The 17,478-nt window shown below is 59.0% G+C and carries 18 protein-coding genes and 1 riboswitch; of the genes, 10 read left to right on the plus strand and 8 right to left on the minus strand.

Annotated elements, in window-relative coordinates:
* Positions 1–358 precede the first annotated feature (358 nt).
* Together purH and purD are read left to right on the plus strand one after the other, a co-directional pair.
* Entirely contained in the window at positions 359–1,948 is a 1,590-nt protein-coding gene (gene purH / locus HMPREF3142_RS11120; RefSeq protein WP_022064764.1) for a bifunctional phosphoribosylaminoimidazolecarboxamide formyltransferase/IMP cyclohydrolase, read from the plus strand.
* Between the two features lie 15 nt (positions 1,949–1,963).
* The gene (gene purD, locus HMPREF3142_RS11125; RefSeq protein WP_070612081.1) at positions 1,964–3,259 is read left to right on the plus strand and encodes a phosphoribosylamine--glycine ligase; all 1,296 of its coding nucleotides are present in this window, start codon (positions 1,964–1,966) and stop codon (positions 3,257–3,259) included.
* Here purD and zraR read toward each other — a convergent pair.
* A complete protein-coding gene (zraR, locus tag HMPREF3142_RS11130; protein WP_070612082.1) occupies positions 3,249–4,580 on the minus strand; it encodes a sigma-54-dependent response regulator transcription factor ZraR in 1,332 nt (443 codons plus the stop codon). The genes purD and zraR overlap by 11 nt on opposite strands.
* A complete protein-coding gene (gene zraS, locus HMPREF3142_RS11135; protein ID WP_070612083.1) occupies positions 4,567–5,961 on the minus strand; it encodes a two-component system sensor histidine kinase ZraS in 1,395 nt (464 codons plus the stop codon). The genes zraR and zraS overlap by 14 nt, the downstream gene beginning before the upstream one ends.
* 259 nt (positions 5,962–6,220) lie before the next feature.
* Between zraS and zraP the strand changes: the two genes are divergently transcribed.
* Entirely contained in the window at positions 6,221–6,658 is a 438-nt protein-coding gene (gene zraP / locus HMPREF3142_RS11140; protein ID WP_012969175.1) for a zinc resistance sensor/chaperone ZraP, read from the plus strand.
* A 3-nt stretch (positions 6,659–6,661) separates the two neighbouring features.
* Here the strand turns inward: zraP and HMPREF3142_RS11145 are convergent, their stop codons facing one another.
* From HMPREF3142_RS11145 to nudC, 6 genes are all read right to left on the minus strand, one after another.
* Positions 6,662–7,357 carry a DUF1481 domain-containing protein gene (locus tag HMPREF3142_RS11145; RefSeq protein WP_055323285.1) on the minus strand — a complete coding sequence of 232 codons (696 nt, stop codon included), beginning with the start codon at positions 7,355–7,357 and terminating at the stop codon, positions 6,662–6,664.
* 12 nt (positions 7,358–7,369) lie between these two features.
* Positions 7,370–7,642, minus strand: a complete 273-nt coding sequence (hupA, locus tag HMPREF3142_RS11150) for a nucleoid-associated protein HU-alpha (protein WP_002884342.1) — start codon at positions 7,640–7,642, stop codon at positions 7,370–7,372.
* Between the two features lie 186 nt (positions 7,643–7,828).
* Positions 7,829–8,419, minus strand: a complete 591-nt coding sequence (locus HMPREF3142_RS11155) for a YjaG family protein (RefSeq protein WP_012543208.1) — start codon at positions 8,417–8,419, stop codon at positions 7,829–7,831.
* A 42-nt stretch (positions 8,420–8,461) separates the two neighbouring features.
* Positions 8,462–9,133 carry a deoxyribonuclease V gene (gene nfi, locus HMPREF3142_RS11160; protein WP_008807992.1) on the minus strand — a complete coding sequence of 224 codons (672 nt, stop codon included), beginning with the start codon at positions 9,131–9,133 and terminating at the stop codon, positions 8,462–8,464.
* Between the two features lie 12 nt (positions 9,134–9,145).
* Positions 9,146–10,210, minus strand: coding sequence for a uroporphyrinogen decarboxylase (hemE, locus tag HMPREF3142_RS11165; RefSeq protein ID WP_008807993.1), 1,065 nt, complete (start codon positions 10,208–10,210; stop codon positions 9,146–9,148).
* Positions 10,211–10,250: 40 nt separating this feature from the next.
* A complete protein-coding gene (gene nudC / locus HMPREF3142_RS11170; RefSeq protein WP_008807994.1) occupies positions 10,251–11,024 on the minus strand; it encodes an NAD(+) diphosphatase in 774 nt (257 codons plus the stop codon).
* A 93-nt stretch (positions 11,025–11,117) separates the two neighbouring features.
* Between nudC and HMPREF3142_RS11175 the strand changes: the two genes are divergently transcribed.
* The 7 genes from HMPREF3142_RS11175 to thiH all read left to right on the plus strand — a co-directional run bounded on the left by HMPREF3142_RS11175 (position 11,118) and on the right by thiH (position 17,244).
* Entirely contained in the window at positions 11,118–11,615 is a 498-nt protein-coding gene (locus HMPREF3142_RS11175; RefSeq protein WP_002884324.1) for an Rsd/AlgQ family anti-sigma factor, read from the plus strand.
* A gap of 53 nt (positions 11,616–11,668) precedes the next feature.
* Positions 11,669–11,793, plus strand: a riboswitch (TPP riboswitch).
* Between the two features lie 86 nt (positions 11,794–11,879).
* Positions 11,880–13,775 (plus strand): phosphomethylpyrimidine synthase ThiC, encoded by a 1,896-nt coding sequence (gene thiC, locus HMPREF3142_RS11180; RefSeq protein ID WP_016160091.1) that lies wholly within the window; start codon positions 11,880–11,882, stop codon positions 13,773–13,775.
* Entirely contained in the window at positions 13,775–14,410 is a 636-nt protein-coding gene (gene thiE / locus HMPREF3142_RS11185) for a thiamine phosphate synthase (RefSeq protein ID WP_023296881.1), read from the plus strand. Before thiC ends, thiE begins: the two co-directional genes overlap by 1 nt.
* Positions 14,403–15,158: a thiazole biosynthesis adenylyltransferase ThiF gene (gene thiF / locus HMPREF3142_RS11190; RefSeq protein ID WP_070612084.1), complete on the plus strand. Its 756-nt coding sequence runs from the start codon at positions 14,403–14,405 to the stop codon at positions 15,156–15,158. The genes thiE and thiF overlap by 8 nt, the downstream gene beginning before the upstream one ends.
* Positions 15,142–15,342: a sulfur carrier protein ThiS gene (gene thiS, locus HMPREF3142_RS11195; protein WP_008807998.1), complete on the plus strand. Its 201-nt coding sequence runs from the start codon at positions 15,142–15,144 to the stop codon at positions 15,340–15,342. Before thiF ends, thiS begins: the two co-directional genes overlap by 17 nt.
* Position 15,343: 1 nt before the next feature.
* Positions 15,344–16,114 carry a thiazole synthase gene (thiG, locus tag HMPREF3142_RS11200; RefSeq protein WP_070612085.1) on the plus strand — a complete coding sequence of 257 codons (771 nt, stop codon included), beginning with the start codon at positions 15,344–15,346 and terminating at the stop codon, positions 16,112–16,114.
* Complete coding sequence (gene thiH / locus HMPREF3142_RS11205; RefSeq protein ID WP_070612086.1) at positions 16,111–17,244, plus strand: 2-iminoacetate synthase ThiH; 1,134 nt, start codon at positions 16,111–16,113, stop codon at positions 17,242–17,244. Before thiG ends, thiH begins: the two co-directional genes overlap by 4 nt.
* Positions 17,245–17,478 lie beyond the last annotated feature (234 nt).

Genomic DNA, 17,478 nt, shown 5'->3' on the forward strand with positions numbered 1-17,478 from the left:
ATCCGCCGTGTCGATGGAGGCGCATTATAGGGAGTTCTCGAGCGCCTGCAATAGAAAAATGGCAGAAAAATGACTGACTGCTGCATTCCCCAGCAAAACCCCGCTTTATACCCTTTTACACACAGAATTATCCACAGAAGCGCGATGAAAGGGCGACAAAAGCCCGGTGGGTCAGCTTCTATATAAAGAAGAAACGGTGGCTGAAAGAGAAAGATAAAAATTCGCGAGCGTTGCGCAAACGTTTTCGTTACAATGCCGCGCTATGACACGGATGCCCGGTTGGGTGCGTTAGGTGAGTTTTTAGGCAAAAACTCACCTAACGCTCTCTGTAATGTTCAAATCCTGGGGATTTAATACCATGCAACAACGTCGTCCAGTCCGCCGCGCTCTGCTCAGTGTTTCTGACAAGGCCGGTATCGTCGAATTCGCGCAGGCGCTTTCCGCTCGTGGTGTCGAGCTGCTGTCCACCGGCGGCACCGCCCGCCTGCTGGCAGATAAAGGCCTGCCGGTTACCGAAGTCTCTGACTACACCGGTTTCCCGGAAATGATGGATGGACGCGTGAAGACCCTGCATCCGAAAGTACACGGCGGCATCCTCGGTCGTCGCGGTCAGGATGACGGTATCATGCAGCAGCACGGTATTGCGCCTATCGATATGGTGGTCGTTAACCTTTACCCGTTTGCCCAGACCGTCGCTCGTGAAGGATGCTCGCTGGAAGACGCGGTGGAAAACATTGATATCGGCGGCCCGACTATGGTGCGCTCCGCAGCGAAGAACCATAAAGACGTCGCTATCGTAGTGAAGAGCAGCGACTATGACGCCATCATTAATGAGATGGACGCCAACGAAGGCTCCCTGACGCTGAACACCCGCTTCGATCTCGCCATTAAAGCCTTCGAACACACCGCCGCTTACGACAGCATGATCGCTAACTACTTCGGCAGCATGGTTCCGGCCTATCACGGCGAAAGCAAAGAAGCCGCTGGCCGCTTCCCGCGCACCCTGAATCTGAACTTCATTAAGAAGCAGGATATGCGCTACGGCGAAAACAGCCACCAGCAGGCTGCCTTCTATATAGAAGAGAATGTCAAAGAAGCTTCCGTGGCAACCGCTACCCAGCTGCAGGGTAAAGCGCTCTCCTATAACAACATTGCCGATACCGATGCGGCGCTGGAGTGCGTGAAAGAGTTCAATGAGCCAGCCTGCGTGATCGTCAAGCACGCTAACCCATGCGGCGTTGCCGTCAGCGACTCGATTCTCGACGCCTACGATCGCGCATACAAAACCGACCCAACCTCCGCGTTCGGCGGCATCATCGCCTTTAACCGCGAGCTGGATGCAGAAACCGCGCAGGCGATCATCTCTCGCCAGTTCGTCGAAGTGATCATCGCGCCGTCCGCCAGCGAAGAAGCGCTGAAGATCACCGCCGCGAAACAGAACGTCCGCGTACTGGTCTGTGGCCAGTGGGATACTCGCGTTGCCGGCCTCGATTTCAAACGTGTCAATGGCGGCCTGCTGGTTCAGGACCGCGATCTCGGCATGGTCACTGCGGGCGAACTGCGCGTGGTCAGCAAACGTCAGCCGAGCGAGCAGGAACTGCGCGATGCGCTGTTCTGCTGGAAAGTGGCGAAATTCGTTAAATCCAACGCCATCGTCTATGCCAAAGACAACATGACCATCGGCATAGGCGCCGGTCAGATGAGCCGCGTCTACTCAGCGAAAATTGCCGGGATTAAAGCCGGTGACGAAGGTCTGGAAGTGAAAGGCTCCGCCATGGCCTCTGACGCCTTCTTCCCGTTCCGCGACGGCATTGATGCCGCAGCCGCAGTAGGCATCACCTGTGTGATCCAGCCGGGCGGCTCTATCCGCGACGAAGAAGTGATTGCCGCCGCGGACGAACATGGTATCGCCATGATCTTCACCGACATGCGCCACTTCCGCCATTAATTCACGGAGCAGCAGATGAAAGTATTAGTAATCGGCAACGGCGGGCGCGAACACGCGCTGGCCTGGAAAGCGGCCCAGTCACCGCTGGTTGATACCGTCTATGTCGCGCCGGGCAACGCGGGTACCGCCCTGGAGCCGGCGCTGCAAAACGTCGCCATCGGCGTCACCGATATTCCGGCGCTGCTTCGCTTTGCGCAGGATGAGAACATCGATCTGACCATCGTTGGCCCGGAAGCGCCGCTGGTCATTGGCGTGGTTGACGCGTTTCGTGCCGCAGGGCTGACCATCTTTGGGCCAACCGAAGGCGCCGCGCAGCTGGAAGGCTCAAAAGCCTTCACCAAAGATTTCCTCGCCCGTCATCATATCCCGACGGCGGAATACCAGAACTTCACCGAGGTCGAGCCTGCGCTGGCTTATCTGCGGGAGAAAGGCGCGCCGATCGTCATCAAAGCCGACGGTCTGGCGGCAGGTAAAGGCGTTATCGTGGCGATGACCCTTGAGGAAGCCGAAGCGGCGGTCGAAGATATGCTGGCCGGCAACGCCTTTGGCGATGCTGGCCACCGTATCGTGATTGAAGAGTTCCTCGATGGCGAAGAGGCCAGCTTTATTGTGATGGTCGACGGCGAGCACGTCCTGCCGATGGCCACCAGCCAGGATCACAAACGCGTCGGCAACGGCGATACCGGCCCGAACACCGGTGGGATGGGCGCTTATTCTCCGGCGCCGGTCGTGACTGATGAAGTCCATCAGCGCACCATGGAGCGGATTATCTGGCCAACCGTGAAAGGCATGGCCGCTGAAGGCAATACCTATACTGGTTTTCTGTATGCCGGTCTGATGATCGACAAACAGGGTAACCCGAAGGTAATTGAGTTCAACTGCCGCTTTGGCGATCCGGAAACCCAGCCGATCATGCTGCGCATGAAGTCCGACCTGGTAGATCTGTGCCTCGCCGCCTGCGCGGGCAAACTGGACGAGAAAACCTCCGAGTGGGATGGCCGCGCGTCGCTGGGTGTGGTGGTTGCCGCCGGCGGCTATCCGGGCAATTACAACACGGGTGATGAGATCTTCGGCCTGCCGCAGCAGGAAGCGGCAGATGGTAAAGTCTTCCATGCCGGCACCAAACTGGCAGACGACCAGCGCGTCGTCACCAACGGCGGGCGCGTGCTGTGCGTGACCGCGCTGGGTGAAACCGTGGCGCAGGCGCAGCAGCGCGCCTATCAACTGCTGACCGATATTCGCTGGGACGGCAGCTTTAGCCGTAACGATATCGGCTGGCGCGCCATCGAACGTGAAAAAGCTAACGGCTAAGTTTTGCCAGCAGCGTTTTCCGCGTAATGCCTAACTGACGGGCGGCTTCAGTTTTGTTGCCGCCCGTTTTTTCCAGCGCCGCCAGAATCACCTCTTTTTCAACTTCCACTAACGGCTGAATCAGCGCGTTCTCGCTACCACCCGACGGCAACGGCGTGCCCGCTATCGCCAGCGGCAGTTCTCGTTCGGAGATATAGTTTCCGGTCAGCAGCACCACCGCCCGCTCCACCGCGTTTTCCAGTTCACGGATATTACCCGGCCAGGGGTAGTGGATCAGCAGATCCATCGCCTGCGGCGTAAACCCCTGCACCGTTTTGCGATTGCGTTCGGCATAGCGCTTAAGAAAGTGTTGCGCCAGTAGAGGAATGTCTTCCCGGCGCTGACGCAGCGGCGGCATATCAATGGTCACGACGTTCAGGCGATAATAGAGATCCTGGCGAAAGCGCCCGGCGCTCACCTCCTCCGCCAGATTACGATGGGTAGCGGCAATCAGCCGCACATCAACGGCAAGCGTCTGGTTACTGCCAACGCGCTGCACCTCGCGTTCCTGAATCGCCCGCAGCAGACGCACCTGCATCAGCGGTGAGATATCACCAATTTCATCAAGGAACAGCGTGCCGCCATCCGCCTCGACAAAACGCCCTTCCCGCCGCCGTTCCGCGCCGGTAAACGCCCCTTTTTCATGGCCGAACAGCTCGGATTCCAGCAGCGACTCATTGAGCGCCGCGCAGTTTAGCGTCACCAGCGGCTTGTCGCGGCGCTCGCTGCAGGCGTGAATGGCGCGCGCCACCAGTTCTTTACCGGTCCCCGATTCGCCGCAGATCAGCACCGTCGCGTCCGAGGGCGCCACCAGCGTAATATTGTTGATAAGCGCCTGCATCGCCGGGCTTTCGCCAATCATGCCCCACCGTGAATCCGTCGCAACGCTGGGATCGATCTTGCTCTGTTGCGTGTGTGCCAGCGCCTGAACCAGCGTCTGCTGCAGGGTGTCAAAATCCAGCGGTTTGACCAGATAATCCAGCGCCCCGGACTTAATGGCCTCCACCGCCGTACCGACGCTGGAAAACGCCGTCATGATCAGCACCGGTATCGCCGGGTTATAGGCTTTTATCTCTTTTAACGTCGCGATACCGTCCATCTCCGCCATACGGATATCGCACAGCACCAGGTCGAAGACCTGGTTCTGGATCTGCTCCAGCGCCTGCAGGCCGTTGTGAGCTAACGCCACCTGATAGCCCCAGCCGCGCAGCAGCGCCTGCAGAATTGTGCAGTGGCTGACGTCATCATCGACAACCAGAATCTGTACTTTATCGCTGCTCATCTTCCCTCCGTTGAGCATCCACCGGTAGCCAAAGCGTAAATATCGCTCCGGCCCCCGGCTGGCTTTCGGCGCGGATTGTCCCGCCATGTTGTTCGATAATATTCTGTACCACCGCCAGCCCCAGTCCGGTGCCGTCCGCCTTAGTGGTGAAATACGGTGTGAAGATGGCCTGCAGCTCTTCATCGCTCATCCCCTTACCGCTATCCGTGACGACGATTTTCACCCGCTGACGATCGGCTTCGCTTGCCGATACGCGAATGACGCCGTCGCGGCCAATCGCCTGCATCGCGTTCAGATACAGATTCAACAGCACCTGGTTCAGACGGTCGGGGTCGGCGTTAATCGAGGTTAATTCAGGACGCGGAGTAAATTGCAGTGCGATCCCGCGACTCTGCGCATCCTGGCTTACCAGCTGCAATGAGTGCCGGATAAGCGCGTTGATATCCACCGGCTGGTAATTTAAATGCGCGGGCCGGACCAGCTCCAGCAGCTCGCTGACCACCCGGTTCAGGCGGTCGGCTTCTTTCGCCATCACCTGGGCTAATTGCTGCGCTTCGCCGCCTGGGGGAGTGCGTTCGGCAAAATACTTCGCCAGCCCTTTAATCGAAGAGAGCGGATTGCGGATCTCATGCGCGACACCCGCCGCCAGATGGCCAAGCGCCACCAGCTTTTCTTTGCGGGCCATCGCCTCCAGCAGCTGCTGGCGTGAGCGACGATAGCGGCGGAACCAGAACTGAGCGAGGATCGTCGCCGCGATGACCAGCGCCGCGGCACCCAGCATGATCATCATGTTACGCTGGCCGCGGGCCTGCGCCGCATCCAGCTCGCGGCTATCAAAGGCGATAAAAATCACCTGCGGGACAGTGGGCTGAGCCAGCGCGCTGTTGCCGCGATTCATCATCCCCATATGATGGCCGCGAGAAGGATTGAGCGGGCGGAACTGGCGATAGATCTCCAGCGCCGGCTGCGGTTCGCTAAGCCGGCGCCAGCGGGCCTGTTCGCTCACGTGGAGTTCGCGCATCTGCGCCGGACTGTACAGCGCGTTATCCACCTGTTGCGGATCGCTATGGGCGATGATTTTACCGTTTTCATCGGTCACCGCGAACCACAGCACTCCAGGCTGCCAGGCCATCTCTTCCAGCAGGGCCTGCAGCTGCGCATGATGCATACGCATCCCCATCCCGACGCGCGTGCCAGACTCCAGCGCGCGGATCAGCACGCTCCCCTTCTCCTCAATGGTTTGTCGGGCGGCGGTCGTCTCACGACCATAGTCGCGGACGATCATTACGGAGAACAGCATGACCAACAGCACCATTGTGCCGGTCAGCAACCAGCTCAGGGCGTCCGCAGTGGCGTGCCGGGAGAAAGGTTTGATCTTCATCGGTGAGTCCTTGTCATCTCTTTTTCGCTTTCTGCAGGATCCTTCAGCAGAAATCATGCCATTTTCCCACGCCGTCAATCCTGTTCTCAAACATATCGCCTGCGGTTTAGCGAGTAAAAATGACCCACCTGACCCGCCAGGAACGGGTCATTTTTACTCACCTTCCCCATCGGCTCCTCCGGCAGGCCCGTACGGGCGGGCTTTTTCAGGCTGGCATGGAAGATGCAATAACGAGAGAAACCACACAGGAGATAATGCCATGAAACGGAACCGTAACTTACCTCTCACCCTCGTCACCCTTGCCGTACTGACCTTTGGCAGCAACGCGGCCTGGGCCAACCATCATTGGGGCAATAACACCGGGATGGGCAATCAGGGTTACAGCCAGCTGACCCAGGAGCAGCAGGCTACCGCGCAAAAGCTGCATAACGATTACGCTGCGCAAACCAGCGCCCTGCGCCAGCAGCTGCAGTCCAAACGCTATGAGTACAATGCGCTGCTCACGACGCAAAAGCCGGACAGTGGAAAGATTGAAGCTGTCGCTCAGGAGATGGAAGGCTTACGCCAGAAGCTGGATCAGCAGCGGGTGAAGTTTGATGTCGCCCTGGCTGAGGCGGGCGTTCCCCGTGGCGCAGGAATGGGATACAACGGCTGCCGCGGTAACGGCGGTGGTCATAGGGGCATGAACCACTGGTAATCGTTAGAAGCTTTTTTCTGTCGGCTGCCAGGTGCAGAAGTTTTCATTGGCGACCAGCAATAGTTGAGAGCCTTCAGGCGCCTCCAGCCAGGCGATGCTCACCGCGGCGGAGGAATGACTCTGGCGACGTTCAATATGCGCCAGGGCCCGGCTATCGAGGTCAGGCTTCACCGTCTGACCTTCACAGGTCAACACGGTATGCGCGGCAGCGTTCCAGCGCCCCTGACGCAGGACGACGCGTCCCTGCCGGAGAGCATCGCTGGTCTGGCGGATCTGCTCGGCGCGATAACGATACAGTGCGACCTGGTCGCTGGAGAGCTGTTGCTTCTGCCCGTCGACTTCCCGCTGCATAAAGCTGAGATCGCCCTGCGCGTCGAAGCGGGCGCGAATATGTTCCGGCGGCTTACCGTAGACATTGAGTTCGATAAACGTCAATTGATCGCCCTGCCAGCGATATTCACTGGTCGAGGTATCCCCGTGACGCCACGGGCTGAAAGCGGCGAGAAGATGGACTTCATCACCTGAATCTTTACGCCAGATACGCATCGCCCCCTGGTTGTCCGCATAACCGCTGGCGGTAAACGGTGGAAGCGAGGCGTCGTGGCTGCAGGCAGTCAGCAACAGGATGCCCGCCAGCGCCAGAGGCCGGCGCCAGACAGACAAAAGGGGCTTAATAGCCCCTTCGATAAAACTGTTCACTGCCACGCGGTCTTACTTAACTGCGTCTTTCAGTGCTTTGCCAGAAACAAATGCCGGCACGTTAGCTGCAGCGATTTTGATCTCTTTACCGGTCTGCGGGTTGCGGCCAGTACGCTCAGCGCGGTGGTTCACTTTGAAGGTACCGAAACCAACCAGTTGAACAGCATCACCTTCTTTCAGAGACTCAGTAATTGCAGCCAGGGTAGATTCCAGGGCAGCTTTAGCCTGTGCTTTGGACAGGTCAGCTTTGTCCGCAATTACATCAATCAGTTGAGTCTTGTTCATAAGTTATCCTTACAATGTGTTTATCGCTTGCTAAGCATCGAGTGCGACGGAAATGCCAAAAAAGCACCCTCCTGCATACACGCACCGATAGCCACTTTTTTTCGCCCTCCAAATGTAGACCAGACGGGGGGCGGAATGGAAGCCTTCAGACGCTACAATTCAGGCGGTAAATCACGTTTTCTGGTCTCACTGCTGAAAATTTATACCAATATTGCTCTCACCGGCCTCACGCAGGTCCGCGCGCAGACCTTTTATCAGCTCAAGGTCACGCTCTTCGCAGTCGGCCAGCAGGCGGAAAATTTCCCACTGAATATCCCATTCCTGCTCTACCGCCGGGTTCGCTTTCAGCTCTTCATCGGTCATTTCGCGACCGGCCTGGGTCATTTCCAGCATCGCCACGCTGGTGATGGATGTCTTGCTCACCTCAATCGCGTGCTCAAGTGTTTCACCGCTCAGACGCGAATGGATCAGTTCGCTCAACGCCACGCAGGCGTCTATAGCCGGGTAAACACCGTACAGGTCGAAATCATCTGCCGCCGGGATGGCCTCTTCCAGCTTCTCCAGCTGACTGTCGAAATTCACCTTCGCATCTTTAACCGTCAGCGTTTCCCAGATCAGGTCCAGGATACGACGGTACAGCTGGCCGTCGCCGAACTCGGTTTGCTTGCAGAACATGGCGTAGTTAGGGTACATACGCTCGCACAGGCAGGCCATAAAAGTGACATGCTGCCAGCTTTCCAGCTTCTCCAGGCGCAGGTGAATCGGGTTTTGTAACATGATGAATTCTCGAAGTCAGAAATTAGGCGCAGTGTACCTGAATCAGCCGTGATTTGCTTGCCAACGCACAAACGACGGACGACGGGACGCCACCGCATCGGCCCAGCGCGTCGGCTCGGGGAGACGATAGCCTCGCATGCAGCGTTCAACCCACATTAAGGCGCTGTCCATGCCCACCCGGTGACCGGTGCTAATAAACAGCGGGTTGCAGCGCACTTTGCTGCGCCAGACCCAGGCCAGTTGCTCATTTTTATCCATCAGCGGGGCCAGTGCGCCGGGCTCATCACCCAGTTCGCCGATTTTTCCGCACAGCCGTTTTTTCGCCACCCCGATGGTCGGCACGTCAATCATCAGACCAAAATGGCTGGCGACGCCGAGCCGCCGGGGATGGGAGATACCGTGGCCGTCGACGAAGAGCAGGTCCGGTTTTTGCGAAAGCTGCTCCCACGCCGCCAGCAGCGCAGGTGTTTCGCGAAATGAGAGAAAGCCGGGAATATAGGGCATGGTGGTGGCGACGCGCGCCACCTGATACTCCACCAGCTCAAGCTCAGGCCAGGTCAGCAGCACCATCGCAGCCCGGGTCACTTCCCCTTCCTGCTCAAACCCGACATCCGCGCCGCCGATCAACGCCGGCGGGTCGCGATCCAGTCGATCCGCTCGCTCGACCGACGCGGCTAACTGTTGTTGTTGGGTACGTAGCGCGGCTAAATCCATACGGCTTATCTCCTATTGATGATAGGGTGTGGAAAGACGATGCACCGCCTCAACAAAGACGCCCGCATGCTGCGGGTCGACATCCTGATGGATGCCGTGACCAAGGTTAAAGACATGGCCTTCGCCCTGGCCGAAGCCGGCGAGAATAGTCGCCACTTCCTCTTCAATACGCGGGGCGGGAGCATACAGCATCGACGGGTCCATATTGCCCTGGAGCGCCACTTTGTGACCTACACGACGGCGAGCATCGGCGATATCGGTGGTCCAGTCGAGTCCCAGCGCATCACAGCCGGTCTCCGCCATCGCTTCCAGCCACTGGCCACCGCCTTTGGTGAACAGGGTCACCGGCACGCGGCGGCCTTCATTCTCCCGCAGCAGGCCATCGACAATTTTATGCATGTAGTAGAGCGAGAACTGCTGATAGTCGCGACCGGTCAGCACCCCGCCCCAGGTGTCGAAAATCATCACCGACTGCGCGCCGGCTTTGATCTGCGCGTTGAGGTACAGGGTGACGCTCTTCGCCAGCTTCTCCAGCAGCGCATGCAGCGCCTGCGGTTCGGCGTACATCATCTTTTTGATCACAGTGAACGCTTTGCTGCTGCCGCCTTCCACCATGTAGGTCGCCAGCGTCCAGGGGCTACCGGAGAAGCCGATCAGCGGCACTTCGCCTTTCAGTTCGCGGCGAATGGTACGCACGGCGTTCATGACATAGCCCAGTTCCTGCTCCGGATCCGGGATTGGCAGCTTGTCGACGTCGGCTTTGCTTTTTATCGGCGAGGTGAAGCGCGGACCTTCGCCAGCTTCAAAGTACAGCCCCAGACCCATGGCGTCCGGGATCGTCAGGATGTCCGAAAAGAGGATCGCCGCATCCAGCGGGTAACGGCGCAGCGGCTGGAGCGTCACTTCGCAGGCCAGCTCGGCATTTTTACACAGCGACATAAAGTCGCCCGCTTGCGCACGGGTGGCTTTGTACTCCGGTAAATAGCGGCCCGCCTGGCGCATCATCCACACCGGGGTGACATCAACCGGCTGACGCAGCAGCGCGCGCAGGTAACGATCGTTTTTCAGTTCGGTCATTTTTACATTCCTTTAGCGTTGATGCGCCCAGTGTAACATGTCACTCGAACTCTGCCCGACACATCGCCACCGTATCTTCGATAAGCCGACGCGCCACCGTGCCCGGCGGTGGCAGGAGCGGCAGATTGTCATAGCGGTACCAGTCCGCGGTCAGCAGCTCTTTTTTGTCGACCACGATATCGCCATCCGCGTAATCCGCCATAAAAGCGGTCATCAGCGACTGCGGGAACGGCCACGGCTGAGAGGTCACATAGCGCAGGTTTTTCACCTTGATGCCGCTCTCCTCCATCACCTCGCGGGCCACCGCCTGCTCAAGGGTTTCACCCACTTCGACAAACCCGGCCAGCACGGTGTGCACGCCGTTACGATGGCGGGTATGTTGCGCCAACAGGATCGAATCATCGCGACGGATAGCGACGATAATGCAGGGGGCAATTTGCGGGTAATAGCGTTCACGGCAGTGGCTGCACAGCATCGCCCATTCGCTTTTGCTGGCATGCATCGGATGGCCACAGTAGCCGCAAAATTTATGCGATCGATAAAATTCGGCGAGCTGGATCCCTCGCCCCGCCAGCTGGAAGAGACCCGGATCCTGATCCAGAACCTGGCGTAACGATCCCATGTCATGGCGGCGATCCTGGCGCACCATCCAGACGGACTCGCCCTGCCACTCGCCAATATGCAGCGCATGCTGTCCGACAAGATCAAAATTAACCGCTTCGCCATGTGGTAATTCTCCACCAGGCAACCATAATTTTTGTTCGTGACTGACAACCCACCAGCCGCGATCTAATTTTTCAATAATACGATCCATATCTATTGCACTACCTTTGCTTCACTGGCATGTTGTTAACATTATATTTACATTTTGGTGAGCAGATTTAAATCAAAACTAGCGGAGTCAATCATGCTAAACCAGCTGGAAAATCTGACGGAGCGCGTTGGCGGTAGTAATGAACTGGTCGATCGCTGGCTACAAGTGCGTAAGCATCTGCTCGTGGCTTACTACAATCTGGTTGGCCTGAAACCGGGCAAAGAGTCATTTATGCGGCTAAACGAAAAGGCGCTGGATGACTTTTGCCAAAGTCTGGTGGATTACCTCTCATCCGGTCATTTTAGTATTTATGAACGCATTATTGGCGAAATGGAAGGCGATACCCCACTTTTAGCCGCCACCCGGCTTTATCCACAGCTGGAAGCCAATACCCAGCAGATGATGGACTACTACGATACCTGCCTCGAAAACGCTATCGATCACGATAACTACCTTGAATTTCAGCAGGCGCTGTCGGATATCGGCGAGTCGCTGGAAGCACGTTTCGCGCTGGAGGATAAACTGATCGCCCTCGCCGTCGCGCATAACCTGAGCAACGACGTGCGCGATAATATTGCGCCGACCGCTTGAGTTGTGCGCAATTAACGAGTAGTTTACCTCCATTCCCCCTCTCCGGAGGGGACGTCATCTTGTCGGAGTGCCTATTTTCCATGCGCTGGCTAAAGTGGAAAAGGCTGAGACCGTTAATTCGGGATCCGCGGAACCTGATCAGGCTAATACCTGCGAAGGGAACAAGAGTAAACTGCTGGTCGCACCTGTCCGTTCTGGATCGGTCGCATCTGTTACTCCATCCGTCGTCTGACAAGCCATCTCCTTTTTTAACTGGAATGCGCTATGTCTACTACCAAACTCACCCGTCGGGAACAACGCGAGCACGCGCAGCGATTCATTGATACGCTGGCAGGTACCGCTTTTCCCAATTCACGCCGCATCTACGTTCACGGCTCACAAGCGGATATCCGCGTCCCGATGCGTGAAATTGAGCTCAGCCCGACCCTCGTCGGCGGCGATAAAGATAACCCCCGGTACGAAGCCAATGAACCGATCCCGGTATATGACACCTCCGGCCCTTATGGCGACCCGGATATTGGCATTGATGTCCGCCAGGGGCTGGCAAAGCTGCGCCAGCCGTGGATCGACGCGCGTAACGACTGCGCTCCGCTCAGCGAACGCAGCTCGGCCTATACCAAAGCGCGGCTGGCCGATGACGGTCTCGATGAGCTGCGCTTCAGCGGCCTGCTGACACCCAAACGCGCCGTCGCCGGGAAATGCGTTACCCAACTGCACTACGCCCGCCAGGGGATCGTCACCCCGGAGATGGAGTTCATCGCCATTCGCGAAAACATGGGTCGCGAACGTATCCGCAGCGAGGTTCTGCGCCAGCAGCATGCCGGGGAAGGCTTCGGTGCCCGCCTGCCGGAAAACATTACCCCCGAGTTCGTCCGCGATGAAGTTGCCGCCGGACGCGCCATCATCCCCGCCAACATCAACCACCCGGAATCTGAGCCGATGATTATCGGCCGCAATTTCCTGGTGAAAGTGAATGCCAATATCGGCAACTCGGCGGTGACCTCTTCCATCGAAGAGGAGGTGGAAAAACTGGTCTGGTCAACCCGCTGGGGCGCCGACACGGTGATGGACCTCTCCACCGGCCGCTATATCCACGAAACCCGCGAGTGGATCCTGCGCAACAGCCCGGTGCCGATTGGTACCGTTCCGATTTACCAGGCGCTGGAGAAGGTCAACGGCATTGCCGAGAACCTGACCTGGGAAGCCTTCCGCGATACCCTGCTGGAACAGGCCGAACAGGGCGTCGACTACTTCACGATTCACGCCGGCGTACTGCTGCGCTACGTGCCGATGACCGCGAAGCGCCTGACAGGTATCGTGTCGCGCGGTGGTTCAATCATGGCCAAATGGTGCCTGTCGCACCATCAGGAAAACTTCCTCTACCAGCACTTCCGCGAAATCTGTGAAATCTGCGCCGCCTATGACGTGTCGCTGTCCCTCGGCGATGGTCTGCGCCCCGGCTCGATCCAGGACGCCAACGACGAGGCGCAGTTCGCCGAGCTGCATACGCTGGGCGAACTGACGAAAATCGCCTGGGAGTATGACGTGCAGGTGATGATTGAAGGCCCCGGCCACGTGCCGATGCAGATGATCCGCCGCAATATGACCGAAGAGCTGGAGCATTGCCACGAAGCGCCATTCTACACCTTAGGCCCGCTCACCACCGACATCGCGCCGGGCTACGACCATTTCACTTCCGGTATCGGCGCGGCAATGATTGGCTGGTTTGGCTGCGCGATGCTGTGCTACGTCACGCCAAAAGAGCATCTCGGCCTGCCCAACAAAGAGGATGTGAAACAGGGGCTGATTACCTACAAAATCGCCGCCCACGCCGCCGACCTCGCGAAAGGCCACCCCGGGGCGCAGATCCGCGACAACGCGATGTCCAAAGCGCGTTTCGAATTCCGCTGGGAAGACCAGTTCAACCTCGCGCTCGACCCCTTCACCGCGCGGGCCTATCACGATGAAACCCTGCCGCAGGAGTCCGGCAAGGTCGCCCATTTCTGCTCCATGTGCGGGCCGAAATTCTGTTCGATGAAAATCACCCAGGAAGTCCGCGACTACGCCGCGAAGCAAAATATCGAAGCTGGCATGGCCGATATGTCGCATCACTTCCGCGCCCGTGGCGGCGAAATCTACCTGAAACAGGAGGAAGCCTGATGTATCAACCTGATTTTCCACCCGTCCCATTTCGTCTTGGACTCTACCCGGTGGTTGACAGCGTGGCGTGGATTGAGCGCCTGCTGGAGGCGGGAGTGCGTACTCTTCAACTGCGCATCAAAGACCAACGTGACAGCGACGTGGAGGATGACGTGATCGCCGCCATCGCCCTTGGCCGCCGCTATCACGCCCGGTTGTTCATTAACGATTACTGGCAGCTGGCGATTAAGCATCAGGCCTACGGGGTACACCTGGGGCAAGAAGATCTGGAAACCACCGATCTGAGCGCTATCCGCAAAGCCGGACTGCGTCTGGGTGTCTCCACTCACGACGATATGGAAATTGATGTCGCGCTGGCGGCGCGCCCCTCTTACATCGCGCTGGGCCATGTCTTCCCGACGCAAACCAAACAGATGCCTTCCGCGCCGCAGGGCCTCGACCAGCTAGCCAGACATATTCAACGCCTGGCGGATTACCCCACCGTCGCGATCGGCGGCATCAGTCTGGAAAAAGCGCCGGGCGTACTGGCGACCGGCGTCGGCAGCATCGCGGTGGTCAGCGCTATTACCCAGGCGGCGGACTGGCGGGCAGCGACAGACCAGCTGCTGGCGCTGGCGGGAGCAGGCGATGAATGATCACGACTTTATGCGCTATAGCCGCCAGCTGCTGCTGGAAGATATCGCCATCGAGGGGCAGCAGAAACTGTTAGCCAGCCGGGTGCTGATTATCGGCCTTGGCGGGCTGGGCTCCCCGGCGGCGCTCTATCTTGCCGGAGCGGGCGTCGGGACGCTGACCCTGGCCGATGACGACGCCGTGCATCTCAGCAATCTGCAGCGGCAGATCCTGTTCACCAGCGAGGATATCGACCGGCCAAAAGCCGCGGCGGCAAAGACCCGGCTCAGTCAGCTAAACCCGCAGATCAAACTGGTTGCGTTCCAGCAACGTCTGAGCGGCGAGGCGCTGCGCGCTGAGGTGGCGAAAGCGGACGTGGTGCTGGACTGCACCGATAACATGGTGACCCGCCAGGCAATCAACGCCGCCTGTGTGGCCCTCAACACCCCGTTAGTGACCGCCAGCGCCGTCGGCTTCGGCGGTCAGTTGATGGTGCTCACTCCCCCCTGGGCGCAGGGCTGCTATCGCTGCCTGTGGCCGGATAGCGACGAACCGCAGCGCAACTGCCGCACCGCGGGGATCGTCGGCCCGGTCGTCGGCATGATGGGCACGCTGCAGGCGCTGGAGGCGATTAAGCTGCTCAGCGGCATGACGACGCCGCGTAATACCCTGCGGCTGTTCGACGCCCGCACCAGCAACTGGCGTAATCTGGCGCTACAGCGCTCCCGGAATTGCCCGGTGTGCGGAGGGCGGCATGCAGATTTGGTTTAACGACGAGCCGCTGGCATGTGCCGACAATCTCAGCGTCAGCGCCCTGCTGACCCAGCTCGAACAGCTGCAGCCGGGCGTTGCGCTGGCGCTTAATCAACACATCCTGCCGCGCGACCGGTGGGAAGATCATCTCTTACAGGAAGGCGATCGGATCCTGCTTTTTCAGGTTATCGCTGGAGGTTGACATGTTACGTATTGCAGACAAAACGTTTGAATCCCATCTTTTTACCGGTACCGGCAAATTCGCCGCCCCGGAGGTGATGGTTGAGGCGATTCGCGCCTCGGGAAGCCAGCTGGTGACGCTGGCGATGAAGCGCGTCGATTTACGCCAGAACAATGACGCGATTCTCGCGCCGCTGCTGGCGGCGGGCGTTAACCTGCTGCCGAATACCTCAGGCGCCAAGACGGCGGAAGAGGCGGTGTTTGCCGCCCGCCTGGCGCGGGAAGCCCTGGGCACCCACTGGCTGAAGCTGGAGATCCACCCGGATGCCCGCTGGCTGCTGCCTGACCCGATTGAAACCCTGAAGGCGGCGGAGCTGCTGGTGCGCGAAGGGTTCGTCGTCCTGCCCTACTGTGGCGCCGATCCGGTGCTGTGTAAACGGCTGGAAGAGGCTGGCTGCGCGGCGGTGATGCCGCTGGGTGCGCCGATCGGCTCCAATCAGGGGCTGGAAACCAGGGCTATGCTGGAGATTATTATCGAACAGGCGACGGTACCGGTGGTGGTTGATGCCGGGATCGGCGTGCCGAGCCATGCGGCGCAGGCGCTGGAGATGGGCGCAGATGCGGTGCTGGTCAATACCGCCATTGCCGTCGCCGACGACCCCGTGACCATGGCCCACGCCTTCCGTATGGCAGTCGATGCCGGATTACTGGCGCGTCAGGCCGGACCGGGGGCACGCAGTACGCAGGCGCAGGCCACCAGCCCGCTGACCGGATTCCTGGAGGCGCTGGCATGAAAACCTTCAGCGATCGCTGGCGGGAGCTGGAGTGGGACGACATCCGCCTGCGCATCAACAGCAAAACCGCCGCCGACGTCGAACGGGCGCTGGCGGCCAAACAGCTCACCCGTGACGACATGATGGCCCTGCTTTCACCGGCGGCGGCCAACTATCTTGAACCGCTGGCCCAGCGCGCGCAGCGGCTCACCCGGCAGCGCTTCGGCAATACCGTCAGCTTTTACGTACCACTGTATCTCTCCAACCTGTGCGCCAATGACTGCACCTACTGCGGCTTCTCAATGAGCAATCGCATTAAGCGCAAGACGCTGGATGCCGCCGAGATTGCCCGCGAGTGCGCCGCGATCCGCGACCTGGGCTTTGAGCATCTGCTGCTGGTGACCGGCGAGCATCAGGGCAAGGTGGGAATGGATTATTTCCGCCAGCACCTGCCGGCTATCCGCAGCCAGTTTGCCTCGCTGCATATGGAGGTGCAGCCGCTGGCGACCGAAGAGTATGCCGAGCTGAAAACGCTGGGGCTCGACGGGGTAATGGTCTATCAGGAGACCTACCATGAAAGCATGTATGCCCAGCACCATCTGAAAGGGAAAAAACAGGATTTCTTCTGGCGGCTGGATACACCGGATCGCCTGGGCGAGGCGGGGATTGATAAGATCGGCCTCGGCGCGTTGATTGGTCTTTCCGACAGCTGGCGGGTGGACTGCTTTATGGTCGCCGAGCACCTGCTGTGGCTGCAACAGCGCTACTGGCGCAGCCGCTACTCGGTCTCCTTCCCGCGCCTGCGTCCCTGCGCCGGCGGTATTGAACCAGCTTCGCTGATGGATGAGCGCCAGCTGGTGCAGACCATTTGCGCCTTCCGCCTGCTGGCGCCGGAGGTTGAGCTGTCGCTTTCAACCCGTGAATCACCCTGGTTCCGCGACCAGGTGATCCCGCTGGCGATCAATAACGTCAGCGCCTTCTCTAAAACGCAGCCCGGCGGCTACGCCGACGATCATCCGGAGCTCGAGCAATTTGCCCCACATGACGATCGCCGCCCTGAAGAGGTCGCCAGCGCACTAGCCGCCCGTGGCCTGCAGCCGGTATGGAAAGACTGGGACAGCTGGCTGGGACGCGCCTCGCAATCATCATGAAGTATGTTGCAAGCCGCTGATTATTTTGCGTGCCTGCACGAGAGATGAAAAACGGGGAGTCGCCCGATTGCCGCCGTTTTTCTATTCTGCCCGGGTCAGCAGCGGACGCTGACCAGGGCGAACGTTTTCTTCCTCATTTTCGCCCTGCCTCTCCGCGCTGCGCGAGGGCCGGTTCATTATCGACGAATATAAATCACGATAGATGAAGGCCTCAGAGTTATAATTGAGCAATAG

Source organism: Klebsiella sp. HMSC16C06, from assembly GCF_001808325.1.
Lineage (GTDB): Bacteria > Pseudomonadota > Gammaproteobacteria > Enterobacterales > Enterobacteriaceae > Klebsiella > Klebsiella variicola.